At 65.8% G+C, this 24,248-nt stretch carries 20 protein-coding genes, 1 tRNA gene and 2 pseudogenes; 16 read left to right on the top strand and 7 right to left on the bottom strand.

Annotated elements, in window-relative coordinates; all coding sequences use genetic code 11:
* The 3 genes and pseudogenes from ZAL01S_RS08615 to ZAL01S_RS08605 form a co-directional block, all read left to right on the top strand.
* Positions 1–454: pseudogene (locus ZAL01S_RS08615) on the top strand (hypothetical protein); the annotation flags it as partial.
* A 2-nt stretch (positions 455–456) separates the two neighbouring features.
* Positions 457–1,047, top strand: a pseudogene (gene recR / locus ZAL01S_RS10140) (recombination mediator RecR); the annotation flags it as partial.
* A gap of 541 nt (positions 1,048–1,588) precedes the next feature.
* The gene (locus tag ZAL01S_RS08605) at positions 1,589–2,860 is read left to right on the top strand and encodes an aspartate kinase (RefSeq protein ID WP_066082256.1); all 1,272 of its coding nucleotides are present in this window, start codon (positions 1,589–1,591) and stop codon (positions 2,858–2,860) included.
* Here the strand turns inward: ZAL01S_RS08605 and ZAL01S_RS08600 are convergent.
* On the bottom strand, positions 2,857–4,080 hold the full coding sequence (locus tag ZAL01S_RS08600) for an FAD-dependent monooxygenase (protein WP_066082254.1): 1,224 nt from the start codon (positions 4,078–4,080) through the stop codon (positions 2,857–2,859). The two genes, ZAL01S_RS08605 and ZAL01S_RS08600, sit on opposite strands and share 4 nt — an antisense overlap.
* A gap of 178 nt (positions 4,081–4,258) precedes the next feature.
* Here ZAL01S_RS08600 and ZAL01S_RS08595 point away from each other — a divergent pair, with 178 nt between their 5' ends.
* Complete coding sequence (locus ZAL01S_RS08595; protein ID WP_066082252.1) at positions 4,259–5,317, top strand: aspartate-semialdehyde dehydrogenase; 1,059 nt, start codon at positions 4,259–4,261, stop codon at positions 5,315–5,317.
* Positions 5,318–5,487: 170 nt separating this feature from the next.
* The gene (locus tag ZAL01S_RS08590; RefSeq protein WP_083523215.1) at positions 5,488–6,966 is read left to right on the top strand and encodes a malate:quinone oxidoreductase; all 1,479 of its coding nucleotides are present in this window, start codon (positions 5,488–5,490) and stop codon (positions 6,964–6,966) included.
* Positions 6,967–7,305: 339 nt separating this feature from the next.
* Here ZAL01S_RS08590 and ZAL01S_RS08585 read toward each other — a convergent pair whose 3' ends face one another.
* From ZAL01S_RS08585 to ZAL01S_RS08575, 3 genes are all read right to left on the bottom strand, one after another.
* Positions 7,306–7,500 (bottom strand): hypothetical protein, encoded by a 195-nt coding sequence (locus ZAL01S_RS08585; protein WP_066082250.1) that lies wholly within the window; start codon positions 7,498–7,500, stop codon positions 7,306–7,308.
* A gap of 3 nt (positions 7,501–7,503) precedes the next feature.
* The gene (locus ZAL01S_RS08580) at positions 7,504–9,087 is read right to left on the bottom strand and encodes an MFS transporter (RefSeq protein WP_083523214.1); all 1,584 of its coding nucleotides are present in this window, start codon (positions 9,085–9,087) and stop codon (positions 7,504–7,506) included.
* Between the two features lie 243 nt (positions 9,088–9,330).
* Entirely contained in the window at positions 9,331–10,173 is an 843-nt protein-coding gene (locus tag ZAL01S_RS08575) for an APC family permease (RefSeq protein WP_066082248.1), read from the bottom strand.
* A 174-nt stretch (positions 10,174–10,347) separates the two neighbouring features.
* On the opposite strand from ZAL01S_RS08575, the gene ZAL01S_RS08570 reads away from it, so the two are divergent.
* Positions 10,348–10,962, top strand: coding sequence for a thymidine kinase (locus ZAL01S_RS08570; protein ID WP_066082247.1), 615 nt, complete (start codon positions 10,348–10,350; stop codon positions 10,960–10,962).
* Positions 10,963–11,056: 94 nt separating this feature from the next.
* On the opposite strand, the gene ZAL01S_RS08565 is transcribed toward ZAL01S_RS08570, so the two are convergent.
* The 3 genes from ZAL01S_RS08565 to ZAL01S_RS08555 all read right to left on the bottom strand — a co-directional run bounded on the left by ZAL01S_RS08565 (position 11,057) and on the right by ZAL01S_RS08555 (position 14,808).
* Positions 11,057–11,133 (bottom strand) — tRNA-Pro (locus tag ZAL01S_RS08565).
* A gap of 19 nt (positions 11,134–11,152) precedes the next feature.
* A complete protein-coding gene (locus ZAL01S_RS08560; protein ID WP_159421656.1) occupies positions 11,153–12,292 on the bottom strand; it encodes a metallophosphoesterase in 1,140 nt (379 codons plus the stop codon).
* 11 nt (positions 12,293–12,303) lie between these two features.
* The gene (locus tag ZAL01S_RS08555) at positions 12,304–14,808 is read right to left on the bottom strand and encodes a transglycosylase domain-containing protein (protein WP_066082243.1); all 2,505 of its coding nucleotides are present in this window, start codon (positions 14,806–14,808) and stop codon (positions 12,304–12,306) included.
* Positions 14,809–14,911: 103 nt separating this feature from the next.
* Between ZAL01S_RS08555 and ZAL01S_RS10435 the strand changes: the two genes are divergently transcribed.
* The 10 genes from ZAL01S_RS10435 (at position 14,912) to ZAL01S_RS08505 (ending at position 24,246) form a co-directional block, all read left to right on the top strand.
* Positions 14,912–15,076 carry a hypothetical protein gene (locus tag ZAL01S_RS10435; RefSeq protein WP_169793686.1) on the top strand — a complete coding sequence of 55 codons (165 nt, stop codon included), beginning with the start codon at positions 14,912–14,914 and terminating at the stop codon, positions 15,074–15,076.
* Between the two features lie 3 nt (positions 15,077–15,079).
* Positions 15,080–15,553: a RidA family protein gene (locus ZAL01S_RS08550; RefSeq protein ID WP_066082241.1), complete on the top strand. Its 474-nt coding sequence runs from the start codon at positions 15,080–15,082 to the stop codon at positions 15,551–15,553.
* A gap of 680 nt (positions 15,554–16,233) precedes the next feature.
* Complete coding sequence (locus tag ZAL01S_RS08540) at positions 16,234–17,355, top strand: TadA family conjugal transfer-associated ATPase (protein ID WP_083523213.1); 1,122 nt, start codon at positions 16,234–16,236, stop codon at positions 17,353–17,355.
* Positions 17,352–18,305 (top strand): type II secretion system F family protein, encoded by a 954-nt coding sequence (locus ZAL01S_RS08535; RefSeq protein ID WP_066082238.1) that lies wholly within the window; start codon positions 17,352–17,354, stop codon positions 18,303–18,305. Before ZAL01S_RS08540 ends, ZAL01S_RS08535 begins: the two co-directional genes overlap by 4 nt.
* A 134-nt stretch (positions 18,306–18,439) precedes the next feature.
* Positions 18,440–18,685, top strand: coding sequence for a DUF4244 domain-containing protein (locus ZAL01S_RS08530; RefSeq protein WP_083523212.1), 246 nt, complete (start codon positions 18,440–18,442; stop codon positions 18,683–18,685).
* Positions 18,686–18,714: 29 nt separating this feature from the next.
* A complete protein-coding gene (locus ZAL01S_RS08525; RefSeq protein ID WP_066082236.1) occupies positions 18,715–19,098 on the top strand; it encodes a TadE family type IV pilus minor pilin in 384 nt (127 codons plus the stop codon).
* Positions 19,095–19,457, top strand: a complete 363-nt coding sequence (locus tag ZAL01S_RS08520; protein ID WP_066082235.1) for an Rv3654c family TadE-like protein — start codon at positions 19,095–19,097, stop codon at positions 19,455–19,457. The genes ZAL01S_RS08525 and ZAL01S_RS08520 overlap by 4 nt, the downstream gene beginning before the upstream one ends.
* Positions 19,458–19,635: 178 nt before the next feature.
* Positions 19,636–22,443, top strand: a complete 2,808-nt coding sequence (gene topA / locus ZAL01S_RS08515) for a type I DNA topoisomerase (protein WP_066082233.1) — start codon at positions 19,636–19,638, stop codon at positions 22,441–22,443.
* 3 nt (positions 22,444–22,446) lie between these two features.
* On the top strand, positions 22,447–23,082 hold the full coding sequence (gene tmk, locus ZAL01S_RS08510; RefSeq protein ID WP_066082231.1) for a dTMP kinase: 636 nt from the start codon (positions 22,447–22,449) through the stop codon (positions 23,080–23,082).
* 6 nt (positions 23,083–23,088) lie between these two features.
* Positions 23,089–24,246, top strand: coding sequence for a DNA polymerase III subunit delta' (locus ZAL01S_RS08505; RefSeq protein ID WP_066082229.1), 1,158 nt, complete (start codon positions 23,089–23,091; stop codon positions 24,244–24,246).
* Positions 24,247–24,248: the final 2 nt, after the last annotated feature.

Genomic DNA, 24,248 nt, shown 5'->3' with positions numbered 1-24,248 from the left:
GAGCGACGCGGCCCCGGCCGAGCCCGCGCCGGCCCCGGCCGAGCCCGCGCCGCCCATCGACGACGAGCCTCCCTACGACGAAGCCGTCGACGGCCCGATGCCCGACCCTGGTATCGAGCCAGCACTCCCGCCAATCGACCCGGCCAGCTTCCTTACGCCCGCGTCGAAGATCCCCGCCCCTGCACCCAAGAAACAGGTCGACGACACTGCGGTCGAGGATGCGCCGCACGCCCCGAGTATCAAGGATGTCCTCGCCGGCAAGGTCGCGGCAGACGCAGAGCAGTCCGACGATGCACACGAGGAGACCCGCGCGCCAGCAGGCACGGGTCCCGGCTTTGAACGCTACGGCGAGGCCGTCATCCGCGAACGCCTCGGCGCACGCTATGTCGGTGAGGATGCGATCGTGCACGAGGCGTCCGCACCCGAGCCTGAGCACCTCAACGAGGAGCCGTAGTCGTGTACGAGGGCATTGTCCAAGACCTCATCGACGAACTCGGCCGCCTGCCGGGCGTCGGGCCCAAGTCGGCGCAGCGCATCGCGTTCCACATCGTCCAGACCAAGAGCTTCGACGTGTCACGCCTTGCGCAGGTGCTGCTCGACGTGCGTGAACGTGTCCGCTTCTGCGCCATCTGCGGCAACGTCTCCGAGGGTGAAGAGTGCGGCGTCTGCCGCGACCCGCGACGCGACCGCAGCATCATCTGCGTCGTCGAAGAGCCCAAGGATGTCGCTGCGATCGAACGCGTCCGCGAATTTGGCGGCCTGTACCACGTGCTCGGCGGTGCGATCAGCCCGATCGACGGCATCGGACCGGACGACCTCAACATCCGCTCGCTCCTGCAGCGCCTCGAATCGGGCGAAGTGCAGGAAATCATCATCGCCACCGACCCGAACCTCGAAGGCGATGCGACCGCCTCCTACCTCTCGCGGCTCCTCTCCGCCATGGACGTGCAAGTCTCGCGGCTCGCCTCCGGCCTCCCCGTCGGCGGTGACCTCGAATACGCGGATGAAGTCACGCTCGGCCGAGCCTTCGCCGGACGCCGACAGATCGCCCGCCGCGACGAGCAAGGGGTCGCCCGAGCTGCAGCGCCCACGCCGAACGACCCCTACGCATCCACGCCGAAGCGGCCCGAAGAACCGCGCCGTGGCCTCATCGCCCCACGCATGGCATCCGGCCCACGAAGCGAGGGTGCCCCCGCACGGCGCAACGAGGCTGCCCCCGCGCCGCAAACCTCCTTCCGCGAACTCGCCGACGAGGCAGCCCGCCGCAGCACGCCACCCGTACGCCGCCCGAGCGACCCCGCCCAACCGCCGCGCGAATGGGCGAAGCCCCCGGGCAACGCAGGCAGCCCCGAGTCCTCCGGCTTCGCCGCCGACCACGACGGCTGGATTTAGCAGCAAATCGACAGACTTTCCACGACCGGGGTCACAGAGAGTGCGCCCGGCACCTGGCCCGGCCGCACTCTTCAGAACCCTCCTGCACGTCGCACGGATGATCTCGGCAGCCTCCAACGTGCTGGCCGCTAGAATCATGCGGGCGTGAGCCCGTCGAATCCATCGGCGCAGCGCCGCCCGAGGAACCAGGGGGACCATGAGCCTAATCGTTCAGAAGTTCGGCGGATCATCCGTTTCCGACGCCGAGTCGATCAAACGCGTCGCCAAGCGCATCGTCGACACGAAGCGCGCCGGGCACGACGTCGTGGTCGCAGTGTCCGCCATGGGCGACACCACGGACGAACTCACCGACCTCGCGCACGAGATTTCCCCCATGCCCGACCCCCGTGAATTCGACATGCTCCTCACCACCGGTGAGCGCATCTCGATGGCGCTGCTCGCCATGGCCATCAAGTCGATGGGCTTCGACGCGCGCTCCTACACGGGCTCGCAAGCCGGCATGATCACCGACTCCCGCCACGGCGACGCCCGCATCGTCGACGTCACCCCGGTGCGCGTGCGCGAAGCACTCGACCAGGGCGCCATCGCCATCGTCGCTGGATTCCAGGGCTTCAACCGCGACTCCCGTGACATCACCACCCTCGGCCGCGGCGGCTCCGACACGACCGCCGTCGCACTCGCCGCAGCCCTCAAGGCTGACGTCTGCGAGATTTACACCGACGTGGACGGCGTCTTCACCGCCGACCCGCGCATGGTGAAGAAGGCTCACAAGCTCAACCATGTCTCGAGCGAAGAAATGCTCGAGCTCGCTGCCGCAGGCGCGAAGGTGCTCCACATCCGCGCCGTCGAATACGCCCGCCGCCAAAACGTCACCCTGCACGTGCGCTCTTCCTTCTCAAACGACGAGGGAACGATCGTGTACAACCCGGACCGCGCCAAGGAGTTTGAAATGGAAGACCCGACGATTGCAGGTGTCGCCCACGACCTGAGCGAAGCGAAGATCACCGTCACCGGTGTGCCGGACGTCCCCGGCAAGGCCGCCAAGATCTTCACCCTCGTTGCCGGCCAGGGCGCCAACATTGACATGATCGTGCAGAACGTGTCGGCCGTGTCGACCGGTGCCACCGACATCTCCTTCACGCTCCCGAAGGCCGACGCCGCCAAGTGCATGCAGACCCTTGAGGCGCACAAGGACGAGATCGGCTTCGAAGCGCTCCGCCACGACGACCAGATCGGCAAGGTCTCGCTCGTTGGTTCCGGGATGCGCACGAACGCAGGGGTCTCCGCACAACTCTTCGAGGCGCTCGCGGAGGCGGGCATCAACATCGACCTCATCTCGACTTCCGAGATCCGCATCTCGATCGTCGTCCGCGCCGACATCGTGCCCGAGGCGACCCGCGTCATCCACACCGCGTTTGGTCTCGACTCCGACAGCGACGCGGTCGTCTACGCGGGCACCGGCCGCTAGCGGCTCAGCTCTGGGCGCTGGTCGCGCTGGCTGGCGCGACCGCGATGTTGCTGGTCGCCAGAGCGGACAACCGACCTCGCTACGACGTCCCCGACAATCGGTAGCCTCAGCACCTGCATTCCCACACGTCGTGCCATCAGCGCCGCGCGGGACGACGGAACGAAACTCTTCGCGCGCCGGCGGCCCATGGCCTGAACGCGCTCGACCTGCGGCCGCCATGAGGCTTCGTAGCGTGTGATGGCCTGCTTGAGAGACGTGGCAGTGCGTACAGACTGCGCGAGCTGATCCGCCCCGCAAAGGGCCATGGATGATCCGAGTCCCGTCACAAGCGAGACGGCATGTGCGGTGTCGCCCATCGCGAGTGCTGCTCCGTTGCTCCACGACGGCAAGACGCTCTGGGCCACAAGGTCGCAGTAGAAGCCTGATTGGGGTGCATGCCGGGCCAGGCGTCGACCGAAGGAGCCTGATGACTCGAGATGCTGGAGCGCGACACCGAGTTCCGGTGCTGGAGCAGCCTGTCCATGCCACGGATAGACGCCAAAGACGGAGACGTGACGATCATTGATCCGAGCTGCCCCCATGTAGCTGTTGATGGCTTCAGACATGGCGAATCGTTGGCCGAGGATTTCTGCGAGTTCGGGATCGTCAGCGAGCCACGCACACGCGGCATAGTTGAGCGATCTCACCACGTCCTGGTGTGGCGTGATGTAGTGATCGCGCGTTGCCGAGCGGAGGCCTTCGGCGACGATGCACAGATCGCTGTCGTGGCTCGTCTGGTCGCTCAGCGTGACGTGCACACCGGCGTCAGGCTCTTCAGCGTGTGTGTCGAGATGCGTGATGACCGTGTTGTACCGCACACGAACGTTGGCTGGCAGGCACGCGCGCAGTCCCCGCTCGAGATCTGGCCGCATGATCGTGAACGTCTCATGCGGGGTGAGACGGAGTACTGGGGCAAGTGATATCGAAGTGCTCACGCTGCCATCAGGTCGAACCGATCGCATTTCGGTGAACTCATGACGTTGCTGGACCAGTTGTTCAGCAACCCCGATGCGGCGTGCTGCAGCGATGCCGGGGCCGGAGAAATCGATGAGGTAGCCCTCCGGACGTGGCCCCGGTGCACGTTCAACGAGGAGAACCTCGTCTGCACAGCGGCTCAACGTGATGGCGTTCGCGAGCCCTGCGATGCCGGCTCCAGCGATCGTGACGTGATTGAGTTGCATGAGCGAACCCTAGGGATCCTTAGTGAGAACCACCTGCAAGAAATGCTTCCTCTGTCGTGCGATGCACTGCCGAGTGAGGCTGCCGACGCGTAGGATTGCCCGCAAGACTCGGCGGGTGGATCCCGCACGTGTCCGCGACCGCTGATCCGTAGAAGGGTCGCGAGGGAGGGAGATCCACATGACCACGAATCCGCTCAACATTGGTGTTGTTGGCGCGACCGGACAGGTCGGCGCCGTCATGCGCCGCCTCCTCGAGGAACGGGACTTCCCGATCGCGACCATCCGCTTCTTCGCCTCCGAGCGCTCGGCTGGTAAGGTGCTCGAATTCAAGGGCCAGCAGGTGACTGTCGAGGACGTCGCCACTGCCGACCCGAGTGGCCTTGACATCGCCCTCTTCTCCGCAGGTGGCGCTACCTCGAAGGCGCACGCGGAACGCTTCGGCAAGGCCGGTGTCGTCGTCATTGACAACTCCTCGGCCTGGCGCCGCGACCCCGAGGTGCCGCTCGTCGTTGCTGAGGTGAACCCGGATGCCCTCGACGAGCGTCCGAAGAACATCATCGCAAACCCCAACTGCACGACCATGGCCGCGATGCCTGTCCTCAAACCCCTCCACGATGAGGCAGGCCTCGAGCGCCTCACCGTCGCGACCTACCAGGCTACCTCGGGATCGGGCCTTGCCGGTGCGGACGAACTCGCAACCCAGGCCTTCGCGGCTGCCGAGCAGGGGAAGGACGCGCTCCTCGGACTCGTGCACGACGGTCACGCCATCGAACTGCCGGAACCCATCAAGTACGTGAAGCCGGTCGCCTTTAACGTGGTGGCGCTCGCGGGATCGATCGTGGATGACGGTTCTGGGGAGACCGACGAGGAGCAGAAGCTTCGCAACGAGTCGCGCAAGATTCTTGGTCTGCCGGAGCTGCGCGTGAGCGGCACCTGCGTGCGCGTTCCCGTCTTCACGGGCCACTCGCTCGCGATCCACGCCGAGTTTGCGCGCGAGATCACGCCGGAGTGTGCTGCTGAGTTGCTCGCTGCAGCACCCGGTGTCGAGCTCGCCGACGTCCCGAACCCGCAGGATGCGACCGGCAACGACCCGTCGTACGTGGGCCGCATCCGTCGCGACCAGGCTGCCCCGGAGGGCCGAGGTCTCGTGCTCTTCGTCGCGAACGACAACCTCCGCAAGGGTGCCGCGCTCAACGCGGTGCAGCTTGCCGAGCTCGTCGCCGCGAAGCTCTCCTAGTTTCCTGCCGTGAGGTTGGTTCGCGCCAGCCCCCCTCACGCGTTTCCGCACGCCGTGGCGCGTCGCTGCTGTTCTGCGCGCAAGTTGTCACGCCGTCGGCATCACGTTCGGTGCCTGCACAAGTCCTGAGCACAGCCCGCGCTCCCCGAAGGCGGGCGTAAACTGTTCGGGTGACTGACTCGAAGAAGATCTACGACGCTGTCCTCGTCGGTGGAGGCATCATGAGCGCAACGCTCGCCTCCCTCCTGCACCGACTCGAACCAACCTGGAGCATCCTCCTCGTCGAGAAGGAAGCCGAACTCGCGACAGAGTCCTCAAACCCCTGGAACAACGCTGGCACCGGCCACTCGGCACTCTGCGAGCTCAACTACACGCCCGAGAAGAACGGCAAGATCGACGTTTCGAAGGCAATCAAGATCAACGAGCAGTTCCAGATCTCGCGCCAGTACTGGGCGACGCTCGTCGAGAACGGTGAGCTGTCGAACCCCTCCAGCTTCATCAACCCGGTCCCGCACATGACCTTCGTGCGTGGCGCCGAGAATGTTGACTTCCTCCGTCGCCGCTACGAGCTCCTCAAGGACGAGCCGCTGTTCGCGGACATGGAGTTCACGACCGAACCCGCCAAGATTTTCGAGTGGGCACCGGCCCTCATGGTCGGCCGCGCCGAAGACGAGCAGGTCGCCGCGACCCGCGTCGCTGGCGGTACCGACGTCGACTTCGGTGCCCTCACGCGCGCCCTCGTTGCGAACGCCGAGAAGCAGGGCGCAGAAGTCCGCCTCTCGACCCGCGTCGAAGCTCTCCGCCAGCAGTCGAACGGCGTCTGGCAACTCCGCATCAACGACCGCGCCGAGAACAAGAAGCAGGTCGTCCGCGGCCGCTTCGTGTTCGTGGGTGCCGGTGGTGGCGCACTCCCGATCCTCCAGAAGGCAGGCTTCAAGGAGATCCGCGGCTTCGGCGGCTTCCCGATCTCGGGCCAGTTCTACCGCACCGACAACCCCGAGGTTGTCGCCAAGCACCTCGCAAAGGTCTACGGCAAGGCTTCGGTGGGTGCCCCGCCGATGTCGGTCCCGCACCTTGACACGCGCGTTGTCGACGGCAAGCCGGCCCTCATGTTCGGCCCCTACGCAGGCTTCTCGCCGAAGTACCTCAAGAAGGGCTCGTACCTCGACCTCTTCACCTCGCTCCGCTTCCACAACATCATCCCGATGCTTGCGGTCGCGAACGACGAGTTCTCGCTCGTGACGTACCTGCTCAGCCAGCTCACCGCCTCGAAGAAGAAGAAGTTCAAGGAACTCAAGGACTTCATGCCCGAGGCCGAGATGAAGGACTGGCGCCTCATCACCGCTGGCCAGCGTGTCCAGGTCATGAAGAAGGACGCCAAGCGCGGCGGCGTGCTCCAGATGGGCACCGAGGTTGTCTCGAAGGCCGACGGCACGATCGCGGGTCTGCTCGGTGCCTCGCCGGGTGCTTCGGTTGCGGTTCCGGTCATGATCGACCTGCTCAATAAGTGCTTCCAGGAGCAATTCACCGCATGGGAGCCGAAGATTCGCGAGGCGATCCCGAGCTTCGGTACCTCGGTGAACGCCGACCCCGAGCTCACGAAACAGATCGAGGAGCGCACGAACAAGGCGCTCGGCCTCAACCGCTAAGCCTCTCTCAGTCACCACAGCGGGTGGCAGCCTCACGGCTGCCACCCGCTGTTGCTGTCTGCGGTGCGCGAGGTGTTGTGTGCACAACTGCAGTGGATTTGCGGGAGTGCGTCCTCCGAGGGGCGTGCATAACTGCAGTGGATTTAAACGGAGGTCAGTAAGGACGTGCGCGACGTGGCGCGGATACACGCGGCGTGCGCCCCGTCATCGTGCGGCTGCCCGGCATATCTCCTGCAGTTGTGCACCGGCGTGAGCGAGGGGCGGCGGAGAAATCCACTGCAGTTGTGCACGGGGAAGCGGGGTGGGACCGGTCGGTCCCACCCCGCTTCCCCGCGAGCTTTAGCGGTGTTTCATCCAGGCCAGGATCAGTGAACAAGGGATGACGACAGCCATGGCACACGCAATGATCACGCTTGCGATGTGGTCCGGCACGAGACCCGAGACCTTGAGCACAAGCAGCAGCAGGCCAAGCCCAGCTGCGACGCACATGACAACGCCAAGCGTGCGTACTCGCTGCGGTTGGGGCTTCGACATGAACTACTTCCCTGCGTCGGCCTTGGCCTTCTCGAGTTCCTCAGGCGTGACCGTCATGATCGGCATCGTCGAGGTGTCGATGAGCGGGTTTTCGTCCTGCGTGGCGACGAGCTCGCGAGCCTCTTCCTTCGTCTCGACGGTCGGCATCGAGCCCACAAGTGGACGCTGCGCGGTCTCCTCCATTTTGAACGCCGCGATACCGCCGAGCACCGCGAAGAACATGATGTAGAACGCCGGCATGTAGGTGTTGCCCGTCATCTCGATGAGCGCTTGGCTGAAGAAACCGGTCGTACCACCGAAGAGCGACACCGACAGGTTGAAAGCGAGCGCCATGGCGCCAAAGCGCGAGGCAGTCGGGAAGAGCGCAGGCAGTGCCGAAGCGCCGAGCGAGACGTAGCAGGCGACCGGGATCGCGACGAGGAAGAGCGCGATCTGGACGTTCCAGAAGCCGCCCTGCTGCATGATCCAGAACGCCGGAACCATGAGCAGGAGCGTCGTCCCCACCGCGATGAGGTACACGGCGCGGCGGCCAATGCGGTCACTCAGGATGCCGATGAACGGGAGGCTGAGGCTCAGGACGACTAGCACCGGCACCGTCGCGACAGCCGACTCCGTGCTCGAAAGACCGATCGTCTCTTCCAGGTAGGCGGGCATGTAGCTCGTGAGTGCGTAGCCTGCCGACTGCGTCGCGGCGACAAGCGCCATCGCAATGAGCACGACCTTCCAGTGGTGACGGAGGATGCCGAGGATGCCGTGGCGGGCCATCGGGTCATCCTTCTCGAGGGTCTCGTGGTAGTCCTCAGCCGAGTCGAAGGCGGGCGTCTCCGGGATGCGGAGGCGGAAGAAGATCGCGATGATGCCGAGGGGGAGCGCAAGGAAGAATGGGATGCGCCAGCCGCCGTCGACCATGCCGGTCGGGCCCCACGCGTTCTCAACGAGGAACGAGGTGATCGCGACGGTCGAGGCACCCACGGCGAAGCCGAGGTACGAACCCACGTCGAGCCAGGCCGCGTAGTAGCCGCGGCGCTTGTCGGGCGAGAACTCGGCGACGTAGGTCGTCGCGCCGGCGTACTCACCACCGGTCGAGAATCCCTGCACCATCTTGAGGAGGTACAGCAGCACGATCGCCCAGAGGCCAATGTCGTGTGAGGTCGGCAGCGTGCCAATGAGAGCCGTCGAGAGGGCCATCATGGCCATCGTGAAGAAGAGGACCTTCTGGCGTCCGAACTTGTCGCCGAGGGGCCCAAGCACCAGGCCGCCAATCGGGCGGACGAGGAAGGACACGGCGAAACCGAAGAGGGTGGCGAGGAGCTTGAACTGCTCCGGCATCCCCTCCGTGAAGACGGCGGTCATCGTGACCGTAAGGTAGCCGTAAATACCGAAGTCGAACCACTCCATGAAATTGCCGACGACGGTGCCGCCAATTGCGGTTCGGACGTTCTTCTTGTCAACGACGAGGACGTGGTCGACCTCAAGTCGCGGATCGTTCGCTTCAGTGGCGACGCTGGCGTCAGCTGCGGTGTTGGTCGGTCCCCCCTTGACTGACCCGAAATCGGTGCGAGCGGATGGTTCATGTGATGAAGGCATGCTTCTCCCTGTATCGCTAAGTCATCCACGCTAGCGAGTACATTCAGGCCATCATCAGGAATCTTCCGCTGCGAATCGGACGTTTGCGTGGTACTCGCGCGCGCACGCGTTGGCATGGGGGGAGTCGGGCGCGGGAATTCGCGAATCACGCGGCTCCGACATTGCGTTGCCGAATTGAAACTGTGAAACCCCGGTACGGAATGTCTGGTTCGAGCGCCTTGTCGAAGTCTCGCCGCCTGCTCGCTAGCGGTGTTGAAGGACCATGACTCGGCCGAGCAGGCCCACCGCGAGAACGAAGACCCCTGCCGCGATCGACTGCCAGGGCAGCGTCACGATGAGAATGGTGCACAGTGCCGCACCGATCCACTGCAGCCACTTTGGCACGAAACGGTGCGTGTCATCCTGGCTCAGCGCCGCAAGGTTCGCGATGAGGTAGTAGGCAAGCACACCGACGCTCGAGAAGCCGATGACGGTGCGGATGTCGCCGAGGACGATGAGCACGATCGCGGCAAGGCCCACGAGCAGCAGTGAGTAGTCGGGCACGGAGCTGCGGGTGTTGATGTGGCCGAAGACGCCCGGGAGGTCCTTGTTGCGCGACATGGCGAGCGCCGTGCGGGTGATGCCGAGGAGATTGGCGCCGACGAGGAGCACGATGGCGACGATGGCGGCAGGCTTCATCCATCCCGCAGGCGCGAGATACGCGGCGGCGGTGAGCGCCATGGCGGCCGTGGAGGCGGTCTTGCCGATGACGAAACCCCACCCGGCAGTGCAGCCAGCCCATTCGCCGAGGCATTCGCGGCCGTAGAGGTAGCTGCCGCCCGAGGAGGGGTACTGCGCGGCGAGCTGCGCCGGGGCGAGGGCGTTGCAGCTGGCGGCGACGAGCGCGATCGCCAGACCAACAAGGAGTGCACCTCCAGCAGCCTCAGCAGCCGGCGCAAAGGCAGCAAAGAGGCCCGCGCCGACCATGGATGCGAGGCCGATGACGAGGGCACCGGAGATCCCGATACGGCGTTCCAGGGCCGGGGCCCCAGCGGATGGAGCGCCTGCTTGCTGCGCCGCCGGTTGGGGAGTGTGCGCCCGTGCCATGTTCGCTCCTGATGCTCGTGCTGCGAGGGTATCGCGCGGATGCGACGCCTTCGTGTCGGGCCTCGGGCAACCAGCCCCAGCCATGTGCAGGCCCGGTCTTCCGAGGGGGACGGCGTCGGCCCGGTAGCATCGTTCCGGGCTCGTCGCCCGACCGCGCACACCTGAAGGAGCACCATGGCCAAGCTGTACTTCCGCTACGGAGCCATGAATTCAGGGAAATCCAGCGCCCTCCTCCAGGCCGCCTTCAACTACGAAGAGCGCGGACACCGGGTGCTCCTCGCGAAGCCCGCGATCGACACGAAGGCGGACACGAGCATTTCCTCGCGCATCGGGCTCGAGCGCCACGTCGACCTCCTGTTCCATGATGACGACGAGGTGCGGGAGATGATCCTCGCCGCCTGCGACACCGACCACGAGCCGGTCTCTTGTGTGCTCGTCGACGAAGCGCAGTTCCTCGCGCCGAGTCAGATTGACGACCTCCTGCGCGTGGCCGTGCTCGACGGCATCCCGGTGATGGCCTATGGCATTCGTACCGACTTCCAGACGGTTGCGTTCCCTGGCAGCCAGCGCCTGCTCGAGATTGCTCATTCGCTCGAAGAGCTCAAGACGATCTGTCGCTGCGGACGGAAGGCGATCTTCAACGCACGCATGGTTGACGGCGGTTTCGTCTTTGACGGTGAGCAGGTCGCGATCGATCACGTCGGCGAGGTGACGTACGAGTCGATGTGCGGTGCGTGCTACCTCGAGGCGTCCGGTGGCCGCCTGAGCAGCGACGTCGTCGCGCTCTAGCGGCGAAGCGGCCGTCCCGGCCGCGGCTCGTTGACCGCCGCGGCACACACGCCCGAATGTGAAACGCCCCCAGAAACCTGGGGGCGTCTGCTGTTGGTCGGGATGACAGGATTTGAACCTGCGACCTCCTCGTCCCGAACGAGGCGCGCTACCAAGCTGCGCCACATCCCGATGTTTCGCGAAGCGGAACTCAGTTAGAGTACCGGATTTCTCGACCGGCTGCCAGTGGCGTGGCGGAAACGCTTCGCGACACTCGGCTACCGCTCTTCCCGGCGTCCTGGGGGAGGAGCGTGATGAGGTTCGCTTCGGGACGGCAGGCGAGGCGGAACGGCGCAAACGGCGAGGTGCCGAGGCCGCCCGACACGTGCAGGAAACCCGTCGCGGGGCGCGTGGAGCGCAGGCGTTCTTCCGCGCCCGGACCGTCCATGAGTTCCTCGCGCGCAGCGCGAGCCTTCGCCCACGAGAGCGCCGTGCGCGACTCATCGCGGCCCGGGCCAAGTGACCACTCGCTGAGGCCCTTCACCTTGGCTGGCGGTAGGTCGCAGTTCGTGATGATCGCGCCGTAACCCGGCACACACACCTGGCCGCCGTGTGTGTGGCCCGCAAACACGAGCCAGCAGCCGTGGCGGACGAGGCTGTCGACGGCACCGAGATACGGTGCGTGCACGGAACCGAGGCGGATGTCCGGCGTCGGGGCGCTCGCGTCGAGCTCCATGAGGTGCGCGAGCGCAAGCTCGGTGTTGTCGCGCTCGATGTGCGGATCACCAAGGCCAAGCCAGCGCATCCGCACACCCTTGACGACAACGTCCTCGGCGCGGTTGTCGAGCATGATCCAGCCGAATTCCTCCTGGAACATGCGGTCCATGGATTCGACGTCGAGCTTCGGGGCGTAGCGCTTCTTGCGTGGCTTCGTCGAGAGGTACGAGAGCGGATTCTTGAAGATCGGCGCGTAGTAGTCGTTTGAGCCGTGCACGACAACGCCCGGGATGCCGCGGAACGGCTCGAGCATCTCGCGCAGCTCCTCGAGGGTGTTCTTGTGACCGAGGTTGTCGCCAGAGTTCACGATGAGGTCGGGCTCAAGCGCCGCGAGGCTCCGCACGAAGCGCTGCTTGCGGCGCTGCCAGGGGAGCAGGTGGAAGTCTGCGAGCTGCAGGATGCGGATGGGCTCCGACCCTGCAGGGAGGGCCTTGAGCTCAATGCGCCGCAGGGTGAAGGCGTTGCGCTCGATAAGGCTCGCCCAGCTGAGCGTTGCGGTGCCGAGCCAGGTGAGGCCGAGGGTGGCGAGGCCGGCAGCGCGAAGTGCGCGACCGGCCCCGGTGCGTGGTGTCAACGTGAACACGGTTACTGCGCCACGTAGATCTTGATCTCGGAGTCACCGGGGATGTTGATGCCCGGCTCCGGGTCGGTGCGGACGACCGTGCCTGCAGGCGACTCAGCGGTGGCAGGCTCCGTGAACTGACGGATCGTGCCCGAGAAGTTCGCCTTTGTGAGCTCCGCAATCGCCGTGTCGATCGGCATCGAGGTGACATCCGGCATTGTGAACTCGCCAGCGCCCTCGGTCGAACCAGCCGACGGGGTGATCGTCACGGTGGTGCCCTTGTTCACGGTCGTGTTTGGGCTCGGCAGCTGCGCGGCGATCGTGCCCGCGGTCTGCTGCGAGGAGATCGGCTGGCCGACGTTCACCGTGTAGCCGAGCTGTTCGAGCGCCGTCTTCGCCTCGTCGACCGTGCGGCCGGTGAGGTCGGGGATCGTTGCTGACTGTGGCGGTGTCGGGCGCTGAGGCGGCGCCTCGAAGGCTGAACCGCCATACGCCGGCATCGCGTACTCCATGATCTTGCGGACGATCGTCCAACGCTGGCTGAGACCGCTCGACTCGATGTCGGACTGTCCCGTCACGTTACCAATCCACGTGGCGACTGCCGTCTTGGTGGTCGATGCGACCAGCCAGGTCTGGTTCGCGTTTTCCGAAGTACCGGTCTTGCCCATCATGGGGACGACGCCGGGGTTGGCCGAGGTCGCTGAACCCCCGTTGGCGGTGCGTTCCAGCGCGTGGTTGGCTTGGGCGGCAACCTCGGGTGTCACGGCCTGTACACAGCTTGACTTTGGGGCTGGGACCTCGGTGCCGTCGTGGAGGGTGATCGAATCGATCGCGATCGGCGAGCAGGACTTGCCCTTGTTCGCGAGCCCGGCAGTCGCGACCGCCATCGCAAGGGGCGAAATTTCGTTCGTACCGAGCACGGCGGCCGGATTGTCCTGGTTGATCTGACCGTCTGCGCGGTGGGCGCCGAGCGCCATTGCCGTGTCGCGGATGCGGCACTGGTCGAGCTTCTCTGCCATCGCGACGAAGGCGGTGTTCGTCGAGTTCATGGTGGCGGTGACCGCGTTCGTGGCTCCCACCTTCACGCCGCCTTCGTTCGTCGGTGACCAGGTTCCGCCGAAAGGCTCATTGCACGAGGTACGGAAGTTCGCCAGATTGAACGTGCGGTTTTGGGCGTTGATGGTTTCCTGGAGACCGTGACCGCTCGCGAACCACTCGGCGAGCGTGAACATCTTGTAGGTCGAACCCACCTGGAATCCGGTTGAACCGCCATAGGCGTAGTCGGTGTTGTAGTTGATCGAGGTGTGACCCGGGTTGTTGGCAGCTTCGGCAGTCTCGTCAAAGACCGTGTTCTGTGCCATTGCAAGGACGCGGCCGGTACCTACCTCAACCACGCTGCTCGCGGAACCAATGTTGAGTCCTTCGTAATACGAGTTAATCGACTCAGAAATTGCCTGCTGTGTTGCCGCTTGCAGATCGAGGTCGATGGTCGTGTGGATCTGGTAGCCCTTCGTCTGGAAGTTAAAGAGGCGTTCCTCGAAGGTCTCGCCGAAGGCGGGGTCGTTGAGGATGACATTGCGCACGTAGTCGCAGAAGTACTGCGCGTTACCCTCCGCGTTCTGGCAGCCGTGCTTGCTCTGCTGCACGTTCGGCTTGACCTCTTCGGCGACGGCCGCGTCGTGCTCTTCCTGCGTGATCTTGCCCTCGTCGAGCATGCGCATGAGGACGTAGTCACGGCGCATCTTGTTGTTTTCGAGGTTCTCGGGGTAGTCGACGCGGTACACGTTCGGGTTCTGCACCGTCGCGATGAGGCTCGCCGATTCAGCGAGGGTGAGGTCCTTCGCAGGCTTGCCGAAGTAGTACTGCGCTGCCGATTCGATGCCGTACACCTGGCCACCGAAGAGCGCGATGTTGAGGTAACCGCGCAGGATGTCCTGCTTGTTGTACTGTTGCTCGACGCCGATCGCGAGGCGCATCTCCTGCAGCTTTCGGCCGATCGACTGCTCAGTCGCTTCCTTGTAGGCCTCGTCACGCTTGGCCGGGTCCAGAATCGATTCCGCGGTCTGCACGCGGACGTTTCGGACGTACTGCATCGTGATCGTCGAGGCGCCGGCGCCGGAGTCCGAGAGGACGGATGCGAAGAGTGCACGGGTTGCGGAGATGACGTCCACGCCGCCGTGCTCGTAGAAGCGCGGGTCTTCCGTGGAGATCGCAGCGTCAATCGCGTACTGCGAGATCTGGTCGAGGTCGACCTCTTCACGGTTCTGTGCGTAGAACTCAGCGAACTTGACGTCGTTGCCGCCCTGCTTGGCGTAGAGCTCCGTCTTCTGCTGGAGGTCGCCAATCTCGAGGTAATCGGGGAGGCTCTCAAACAGTGTGATCGTGCTGTTGGTTGCGACACCCGCGACCGCGACGATCGGCGTGATGAGCACCGCGATGAGGACACCAGCGATGCCGCTCATCCCGAGCAGGCCGAGGAGGCCGCCAAGGAGATTCCTTGAGGGCACAGCGTTTTCCGAGGCAGACATAGCGTCCAGCGTAGATCACCGTTCTCAAGGTGTCAGCGGGGAACGCCTGAGATCTGGGAGCATGAGAACAAGAATCCGTCTGTGGAGAGATCGAGAGGACGCTATGACTCAGTGGGAATACTTCATTACGCCGCTGCCGCTGCACACTCCGGGGGTTGTCCTCAACAACCTCGGCAAGATGGGCTGGGAGCTTGTTCAGGTCATGACCGGTCCTGAGGGTGGCTCGGTCGCCTACCTCAAGCGTCCGCTCACGGCAGAGGGCGAGTAGACGATGACGGAGCAGCTTTCGCGCGTTGAAGAGCGCCTGAACGCCATGCAGCTTGCCGTGCCGCCGGTGGCCGCACCGGTCGCAGCCTATGTGCCGGCCGTCGAGCACGCTGGTGTCGTGTACACCTCCGGCCAGCTGCCCTTCGTGGACGGTGAACTGCAGGCCGTGGGCAAGCTTGGTGCCGAGCTTGATGAGGATGCTGGCATCGCGATGGCCGGTATCGCCTGCCTCAACGCGATCGCCGCGGTGAAAAGCATCATTGGCGACCTCGACCGCGTCACCCGCGTCCTCAAGGTGACGGTCTTTGTCGCCTCGGCGCCTGGATTCACCGCTCAGCCGAAGATCGCGAACGGCGCCTCGGAACTCCTTGGAACTGCCTTTGGGGATGCTGGTGTGCATGCCCGGTCGGCGGTCGGTGTTGCTGAGCTTCCGATGGGTTCGCCCGTCGAGGTTGAGCTCGTCGTCGCCTACGAATAAGCCAGAACAAAGGGTGAGGGGTGACCAGATCCATGCTTCCGGTCACCCCTCGCGCTCGGGCGCTCCCCACAGCCGCCGAGCGCAGGCGGTGCGCGGCCCCGCGCCTTCGCACCGCGTCACGCGGGCGCGCTTACGCGCCCAAGCTGCAGTGCGACGTCAGGGCCGAGATGCCGCGCAGGGTGGGTTTCGTTTCGGACACCATGTTGCTGCTCCTTCGCGTCATTGCGAGGTCTCAAGCTGTGGCCGCGAATCTCACCGCTGAGAACGCGTGCCGTTGTGAAGGGCATCATACGGATTTGGGCTGAACATGCCAGCCCTCGTGGCTGCGAGATGTTGCTCGTGGCCTGAAGCTGACCAAGCCATCAAGGAACAGCACGAATTCGGTGAATTTTCTGTCACAAGCACTTGCTTGCGTTTCAAACGAACCGAGAGTGCCGTTACAGTAATACGTGTCGGAGATCCCCCTCTCTGACCCTCCGCTTGTCGCCCACCCCCCTGTAGGCGAGCGGACAGTGAAGGCGCCTGAGCTCCCCCCTGCTCGGCGCCTTCACGCATGTCTGGGGTGACATCGCGTCGCTTCTGGGGTCGGCGTCCATCCACAGGCCGAAACGTATGGCCGCGCTCACAGGATTTCAAGGCTCTGGGTGCGCCCGTGTGTGCGGATTCCTACGCTCGCGGCCATGTCCACGATCACTTCTGCCAGCGCCGCACGTGCCCACGCCGAACCCGCCAGTTCCCGAGCGCGCTTCGTTGCGCGCCCAGCATCCGAGCGCCCTGCGAGCGTGCCCCTACCGCCGGGCACACCCCGCTACGGTGACCATCCTGTTCGCGAACTCACCCAGGGGCAGGCGGACGCCTTCGGGCCGCTTGCGCCGTGGGTCGCGGACGGCGAAGTGACGGACATCTTCGTCAACGGGATGCAGGGGCTCATCGTCGACCGCGGGCGCGGGCTCGAACCGGTCGAGGCGTGGCGTGTGCCGTCGGAACAAGCGCTGCGGGAACTGGCTGTGCGGATCATTGCTCTCGGCGGGCGTCACGTGGATGAGGCGTCGCCGTGCGTGGATGTGCGCATCGGTGAAGCCATCCGCGTGCACGCGGTGCTCCCGCCCATCTCACCCCGCGGGACGCTCTTGTCGATCCGCTTGCCTCGGCCGACGCAGCTGAGCTTCGACGACCTCATCGAGCAGCGATTCTTTGACATGGAAGACGAAGAACTCCTGCGTCATGCGATGCGCGAGCGCAGCAACGTGCTCGTGACGGGAGCCGGTGGCTCCGGGAAGACGACCTTCCTTTCTGTACTGCTTGGGCTGGCCGCCGCGAACGAGCGGATTGTCGCGATTGAGGATGTCGCGGAGTTGCGCATCCAACATCCGCATGTCGTGAGCCTCGAGGCGCGGCAGGCGAACGTTGAGGGCGCTGGCGAGATCTCGCTCGAGCGGCTCGTGCGGGAGGCGCTTCGGATGCGGCCGGATCGACTCGTGCTCGGGGAATGTCGTGGCGCAGAGCTCCGCGAGCTTCTCGCAGCGCTCAACACTGGTCACGACGGGGGAGCCGGGACGCTGCACGCGAACTCTCTCGCCGACGTCCCGTCTCGTCTCGAAGCGCTCGGGGCGCTCGCCGGGATGTCACCCGAAGCTGTTGCCCGGCAGACCGTTTCGGCAATCGGGCTTGTGCTGCATCTCGAGCGGCGAGGCGGCCGTCGACGCCTCGTCGACACAGGTGAGTTCTGTCTGGATGACCGGGGTCGCCTCGCGATTGCCTCCATCCGAACGGGGCAGCGGCTCGGGAGGGAGACGCGATGAGCGCGCAACGCCATCCCGCCGAACACACCGCGACGATCGTGGAACGGCTCGCGATCCTCCTCGAGGGCGGCACGACGCCCGCTTCCGCCTGGCGCCACCTCGCGCAGCTTGCTGACGACGATGGTCCGGATGCCACGTTCTGGCAGCGACTCCGAGGGCGAGTGCCTGTGCGTGAAGCCACTGAACGCACCGTCGCGAGAGGTCTTGCGCGAGGTGTTCCGCTGCCTGATCTTCTCAAGGAGCATCCCGAACCAGCCTGGCGCATTCTCGCGTGCGCGTGGTCGCTCGCAGAGCGGACCGGTTCGCCGCTCGCTCGATGCCTCGGCGACCTCGCCGAGAGTTTTCGCGATGTGGGTCTCGCCGAGCGAGAAGTGTCGATCGCGCTCGCGGGGCCGCAGATGACCGCTCGACTTGTCTCTGCACTGCCGCTGGCTGGACTCGGGCTTGGCGTCATGCTCGGCTTCGGCTCCGTGCAGACGCTCCTCACGAACCCGCTCGGCATTGCGTGCCTCGTGCTCGGCCTCGCTTTCCTTGCTGCCGGGCACGCGTGGAATCGGCGCCTCGTGGCCACCGCGTCGAAACGGCCACCCCATCCGGGGCTTGCTCTCGATTTGGCGGCCCTCGGGATGCTCGGCGGCGGCGCGGCGAGCGAGGTTCGCGCGGGTGTCGAGCGAGCGCTCTCGCGCTGCGGAATCGAAAGCGGCGACCTCGGCCACGTCGACACGGTCCTTGCCCTCTCGAGCGCTGCCGGTGTCCCGGCCACCGTGCTGCTCCGCAGCGAAGCCGCGCTTGCCCGGCGCGAAGCGCGCACCGCCGCTGCGAGACGCGCCGCTGAGCTGGGCGTGAAGCTCATGCTCCCGCTCGGGGTCTGCACGCTCCCGGCCTTCATGCTGCTCGGGGTTGCGCCGCTTGTTATCTCGGTCATCGCCTCGACGGTGGGTGCGCGATGAACGCGCTCGCGGTTGCTGAGCCAAACGGGGCTGCGCGGGGGCGTGGGCCGCCCGAAGTAGGCGCCGAGTCCACCCATCCATACCTCTTTACCCCTCTTCACAACTCGCCCATCACGACAGAACGGAACCCAGCTATGAACGCCACCCAACAGAGCGCCAACGTCGATCTCGCGCTCATCGCGGACGAGGCACCCGCAAGCCTCCTCGAGCGCCTCCGCCGCCGACTCAGCGACGACACCGGCGCCGCCACCGCCGAGTATGCAATTGCCACGATGGCCTCGGTCGCCTTTGCCGGCCTCCTCGTCGTCATCATGCAGAGCGACGAAGTGCGCAGCATGCTCGAGGAACTCGTCCGCCAGGCCCTCACCTACAACGGCTGATGCGGCAGCGTCGACCGCGGATGGGGGCAGTGGGGACATCCCCATCCGCGGCCGCACGCACCGCGCGAGCCACCCGCTTCCTGCGGTGCGACGACGGTGCTGCGGCAGCAGAACTTGCCGTCGCGCTCCCCGCCGCGATTGCCGTGCTGGGCTTGTGCCTTGGCGCCCTCACGCTCGGGGCCACCCAGCTCGCGCTGGCGGATGCGGCAGCCGACGCGGCGCGAGCCCTCGCTCGTGGCGACGATGCAGCCCTCGCCCATGCGCGGGTCGCGCAGGTCGATCCCGCCGCCACGTTCAGCGTCTCGGAGGGAGAGCTCATCTGTGTGACGGCGGTGGCACCCGCTCGAATCGCGGGGCGCGAGCTCGGTGTGAGCCTCGAGGCGAGTGCCTGTGCGCTCGGAGAGGGGCGATGATGCGGGGCACGACCCGCGTGCGGTGGCGCGACGAACGCGGCGCTGGATCGGGCCTCGTTGTCGGGATCATTGCCGTCATGTTCGCCGTGTGTGGCGTGCTGCTCGGGGTCATGCAGCTTGGCGCGCACTCCCAGCGGCTCGCTGGTGCAGCGGATGCCGGAGCGCTCGCGGCCGCCGACATTGCCTCCGGTCGCAACCCCGGCGAGCCGTGCTCTGCAGCACAGCTCGTCGCCGCGGCACACGACGCACAGCTTGTGGTGTGTGAGATTCGCGGCGCCGAGGTCTACGTCGAGATGACCTCGAGTTTCGCGGGGATGTGGCTGCGCGAACGAGCCCTCGCGGGGCCACCACGCACGTGACCAAGGAGCCAACCATGAGCGTTCTCTCGCCCTGCTCCACGCCGCGCGCCGCGGGCGTTGAGGGAGGTCATCCATATACTGACCCCAGAGAGGGCTGCCACTGCGTCAGCCTCGGCCTGAGCAATTTGGTGGCGGAACAGACGCCGCCAAGCCGCAACTTTTGAGGGATATCCCACTCGTGTCACCCAGCAAGCTCGTCATCGTTGAGTCGCCCACCAAGGTCAAAAGCATCTCGAAATACCTCGGTGAAGGCTACGAAGTGCTCGCCTCCGTCGGGCACATTCGCGACCTCGTCGAGCCCAAGAACCTTCCCGCCGAGCTCAAGAAGGGCCCCTTCGGGAAGTTCTCCGTGAACGTCGACGACGGCTTCGAGCCGTACTACGTCGTCTCTGACTCGAAGAAGAAGACGGTCGCCGACCTCAAGCGGGCCCTCAAGAACGCCGACGAACTCATCCTCGCAACCGATGAAGACCGCGAAGGTGAAGCGATCGCCTGGCACCTCCTCGAGGTGCTCAAGCCCAAGGTGCCAGTCAAACGCATGGTCTTCCACGAGATCACCGAAGAAGCCATCACCGCAGCCAAGGACAAGACCCGCGACATCGACGCCCACCTCGTCGACGCGCAGGAAACCCGCCGCATCCTCGACCGCCTCTACGGCTACGAAATCTCGCCCGTCCTCTGGCGCAAGGTCGGAACGGGCCTGAGTGCAGGACGCGTCCAATCCGCCGCCACCCGCCTCGTCGTCGAACGCGAACGCGAGCGCCGCGCCTTCATCGCCGCCAGCTACTGGGGCGTGGACGTCGAAGCCCTCCCCGCCGACGGCACCGGCTACGCCTTCCCCGCCCGCCTCGTCCGCGTCGACGACAAGCGCATCGCCACCGGCCGCGACTTTGACGACCACGGCACGCTCAAGGGCAACGCCCTCGTGCTCGGCGAAGCCCCCGCCAAGGCCATCGCCACCGCCCTCGAGAGCGGCACCTCGAAGCTCACCGTGTCGAGCCTCGAAACCAAGCCCTACACCCGCCGCCCAGCAGCCCCGTTCACAACCTCGACGCTCCAGCAGGAAGCTGCCCGCAAGCTCCGCTTCACGGCACGCCAGACCATGTCGGTCGCGCAGTCGCTCTACGAAAACGGTCACATCACCTATATGCGTACCGACTCGCCGGCCCTCTCGAGCCAGGCGATCAACGCCGCCCGCACGCAGGCCGCCAAGCTCTACGGCGCCGAGACGGTGCCCGAGAAGCCGCGCGTGTACGGCACGAAGTCGAAGGGTGCGCAGGAAGCTCACGAAGCAATCCGCCCCTCGGGATCCGAATTCCAGACCCCGTCTGAGCTTCGCTCGAAGCTCTCGCCGAACGACTTCAAGCTCTACGAACTCATCTGGAAGCGCACGATCGCCTCGCAGATGGCTGACGCGAAGGGGCACACCGCGACCGTCACGATCGCGAGCGAGGCGATCGAGCTCCCCGAACTCGGCACCGCCCCCGTCGAGCTGCAGTCCTCGGGCACGGTCATTACCTTCCGTGGCTTCCTCGCTGCCTACGAAGAAGGCCAGGACGAGGCCCGCAACGCCGACGCGAGCGCCAAGGAAGCGAAGCTCCCCGAACTCTCTGAGAGTCAGGCGCTCGAAGCGAGCGAAGCCACCGCAGGCGTCCACGAGACCACCCCGCCGCCGCGCTACACCGAAGCAAGCCTCGTGAAGGCCCTCGACGATCTCGGCATCGGCCGACCCTCCACCTACGCGGCGATCATCGCCACCATCCAGGACCGCGGCTACGTCACGAACCGCGGCTCGGCGCTCGTCCCGAGCTGGACGGCATTCTCGGTGGTGCGCCTCCTCGAAGAGCACTTCCACGACCTCGTCGAATACGACTTCACCGCCGCCATGGAAGCCGACCTCGACCGTATCGCCGCAGGTGAGCGCGAGCGCGTCGACTGGCTCAACGGCTTCTACTTCGGCACCGACGACCACCGCGGCCTCCGCGCCGTCGTCGACAACCTCGGCGACATCGACGCCCGCGAAGTGAACTCGGTGAGCATCGCCGATGGCGTCACCCTCCGCATCGGCCGCTACGGCCCCTACCTCGAGGTGCTTGAGGACGGTTCGGAGACGCCGCGCCGCATCAACATTCCGCAGGATCTCGCACCCGACGAGCTCACCGCCGAGAAGGCGAAGGAGCTCATCGAGGCACCGATCGTCACCGACCGCGTGCTCGGTAACGACCCCGAAACCGGCCACCCGATCGTCGTGAAGGACGGCCGCTTCGGCCCGTACGTAACCGAGGTGCTCCCGGAGCCCGAGCAGCCGGCGACCGGCCGCAAGAAGGCTGCCGCGGTGAAGCCCCGCACGGCATCCCTCTTCAAGTCGATGGTGCCCGAGCAGGTCACCTTCGAACAGGCGCTGCAGCTGCTCTCGCTCCCACGCATCGTCGGCCACGACGACGAGCACGACGCCGACATCACCGCGCAGAATGGCCGCTACGGCCCCTACCTCAAGCGTGGCACCGAGACGCGTTCGCTCCCGAGCGAAGACGCGATCTTCGAGATCGACCTCGCTGGGGCGCAGGAACTCTTCGCGCAGCCGAAGTACGCTTCCCGCCAGTCGAAGACCGTTATTACGGACTACGAGCAGCCCGACCCGGTGAGCGGCAAGACCGTGAAGGTCAAGGACGGCCGCTTCGGTCCGTACATCACCGACGGTGAAACGAACGTGACGGTGCCGCGCGGCGAGAACCCCGAAGAGGTCACCTTCGAGCGTGCGGTCGAACTCATCGCGGAAAAGCGCGCGAAGGGCCCGGTGAAGAAGCGCACGACGGCCAAGAAGACGACCGCGAAGAAGCCCGCTGCCAAGAAGACGACGGCTGCAAAGAAGACGACGGCTGCAAAGAAGACGACGGCTGCAAAGAAGACGACCACTGCGAAGAAGACGACCACGAAGCGGGCCACGGCTGCCAAGGCCACCCCGGCCAGCGAGGGCACGGAGTAGCCCATGCGCGGCATCTTCATCACCCTCGAAGGCGGGGACGGAGCGGGCAAGACCACCCAGGCGAGCCTGCTTGAGGAGTGGTTCCAGAGCCAGGGCCGCGACGTCGTCCGGACCCGCGAACCGGGCGGTACCCCGCTCGGTGTCGAGATCCGCGAGATGGTGCTCCACTCGCGCGGCCACATCGACGAACGTACCGAGGCCCTGCTGTACGCCGCCGACCGTGCTCAGCACATCGAAACGCTCGTGCGCCCCGCGCTCGCGGAAGGCAAGGTCGTCATCCAGGACCGCTACTTCGACTCCTCGGTCGCTTACCAGGGTGTTGCACGGGATCTCGGTGCCGACCGTGTGCGCGGCCTGTCCCTCTGGGCAACGCGCGACCTCCTGCCCGACCTCACGATCCTCCTCGACCTCAGCGTCGAAGACGGACGCGCACGACTCGAAGCCCTGGGCAAGCGCTTCGACCGCCTCGAAGCCGAAGCCGCCGCCTTTCACGAGCGCGTGCGTCAGGCGTTCCTCGACCTTGCCGCTGCAGAACCTGAGCGCTTCCTCGTGCTCGACGCCACGCAGTCGCCCGAGGCGCTCGCCGTGGCGATCCGTGAGCGTCTCGAGGGCTCCGGCATCCTCACCACCGAGGCGTAACGAACCGTGAGCGTCTGGGACGAGCTCATCGGGCAAGACGAAGCGGTTGCGCTCTTCCAGCGCGCCGTTGAAGCATCCACGCGCGGCACCGACGACCGCTCCGGGATGACGAGTTCATGGCTCATTACCGGGCCGGCCGGATCTGGCCGAAGCAACTGCGCCTACGCCTTCGCGGCGGCACTCCTATGCCCCAACGGCGGCTGCGGCAGCTGCGACTCCTGCGAGCAAGTGCGCGCACGCACGCATCCCGATCTCACCGCCGTCGCGACCGAGACGCTGCTGCTCGACATCAAGACCGCACGCTCCCTTGTCGACCGCGCATCCATGCAGCCCATGCACGCGCGCTACCGGGTCATCGTCGTCGAGGACGCCGATCGCATGATCGCTCGCACCTCGAACACGCTCCTCAAGGCGATCGAAGAGCCGCCCGCCACGACCGTGTGGGTACTCTGCGCACCCAGCGAAGCGGACCTCCTCCCGACGATTCGTTCGCGCGTGCGTACCGTGTCACTCAAGGTGCCAAGCGTGGCGGATGTGGCGGCACTCCTTGCTGCACGCGACGGCATCCCAGCCGACCTCGCCGAACGCGCCGCCCGCCTCGCGCAGTCGCACATTGGCATGGCGAGGCGCCTCGCGACCGCACCCGAAGTTGCCCAGCGGCGCGAGCAAGCCCTCGATGGCGTGCTGCAACTGTCGACGACCGGTGCCGCCGTGCGAAAGGCTGCCGAATGGGTGGAGCTTGCCCAGGCCGACGGTGAAGCGCAGTCCGCTGACCGGGATGCGCGTGAGCGCGACGAGCTCCTGCACTCGATGGGTGTGCCGAAGGGGCAGGCCGTGCCGCGGCAGATGCGCTCGCTCGTGCGCGACCTCGAGGAGCACCAGAAGCGTCGAGCCAAGCGCGCCCACCTGGACGGCGTCGACCGCATTCTCACCGATCTCCAGTCGCTCCTTCGCGACCTGCTCACCGTGCAACTCGGCATGGGAGCGCCCCTCGTGAACGCCGAGCGCGAGGATGAGCTCAATTCCGTCGCCCGGGGGAGGAGCCCCGAGTCGACGCTCACTAGCATTGATGCCATTGCGACCGCTCGAGCGCGGCTGGCCGCGAACGTGCCACCTGCCCTCGCGCTCGAAGCCCTCGCTCTGGACCTGATGCCGCGACCCTAGGG

This window comes from [Zimmermannella] alba NBRC 15616 (genome assembly GCF_001570905.1).
Taxonomy (GTDB): domain Bacteria; phylum Actinomycetota; class Actinomycetes; order Actinomycetales; family Microbacteriaceae; genus Pseudoclavibacter; species Pseudoclavibacter albus.
This window is presented reverse-complemented; position numbering and strand designations above follow the sequence as displayed.

Coding starts and splice junctions, on each gene's coding strand:
- ZAL01S_RS08605 (WP_066082256.1), top strand. CDS start 1,589: ATGAGCCTAATCGTTCAGAAGTTCGGCGGATCATCCGTTTCCGACGCC.
- ZAL01S_RS08600 (WP_066082254.1), bottom strand. CDS start 4,080: ATGCAACTCAATCACGTCACGATCGCTGGAGCCGGCATCGCAGGGCTC.
- ZAL01S_RS08595 (WP_066082252.1), top strand. CDS start 4,259: ATGACCACGAATCCGCTCAACATTGGTGTTGTTGGCGCGACCGGACAG.
- ZAL01S_RS08585 (WP_066082250.1), bottom strand. CDS start 7,500: ATGTCGAAGCCCCAACCGCAGCGAGTACGCACGCTTGGCGTTGTCATG.
- ZAL01S_RS08580 (WP_083523214.1), bottom strand. CDS start 9,087: ATGCCTTCATCACATGAACCATCCGCTCGCACCGATTTCGGGTCAGTC.
- ZAL01S_RS08575 (WP_066082248.1), bottom strand. CDS start 10,173: ATGGCACGGGCGCACACTCCCCAACCGGCGGCGCAGCAAGCAGGCGCT.
- ZAL01S_RS08570 (WP_066082247.1), top strand. CDS start 10,348: ATGGCCAAGCTGTACTTCCGCTACGGAGCCATGAATTCAGGGAAATCC.
- ZAL01S_RS08555 (WP_066082243.1), bottom strand. CDS start 14,808: ATGTCTGCCTCGGAAAACGCTGTGCCCTCAAGGAATCTCCTTGGCGGC.
- ZAL01S_RS10435 (WP_169793686.1), top strand. CDS start 14,912: ATGACTCAGTGGGAATACTTCATTACGCCGCTGCCGCTGCACACTCCG.
- ZAL01S_RS08550 (WP_066082241.1), top strand. CDS start 15,080: ATGACGGAGCAGCTTTCGCGCGTTGAAGAGCGCCTGAACGCCATGCAG.
- ZAL01S_RS08540 (WP_083523213.1), top strand. CDS start 16,234: ATGTCCACGATCACTTCTGCCAGCGCCGCACGTGCCCACGCCGAACCC.
- ZAL01S_RS08535 (WP_066082238.1), top strand. CDS start 17,352: ATGAGCGCGCAACGCCATCCCGCCGAACACACCGCGACGATCGTGGAA.
- ZAL01S_RS08530 (WP_083523212.1), top strand. CDS start 18,440: ATGAACGCCACCCAACAGAGCGCCAACGTCGATCTCGCGCTCATCGCG.
- ZAL01S_RS08520 (WP_066082235.1), top strand. CDS start 19,095: ATGATGCGGGGCACGACCCGCGTGCGGTGGCGCGACGAACGCGGCGCT.
- tmk (WP_066082231.1), top strand. CDS start 22,447: ATGCGCGGCATCTTCATCACCCTCGAAGGCGGGGACGGAGCGGGCAAG.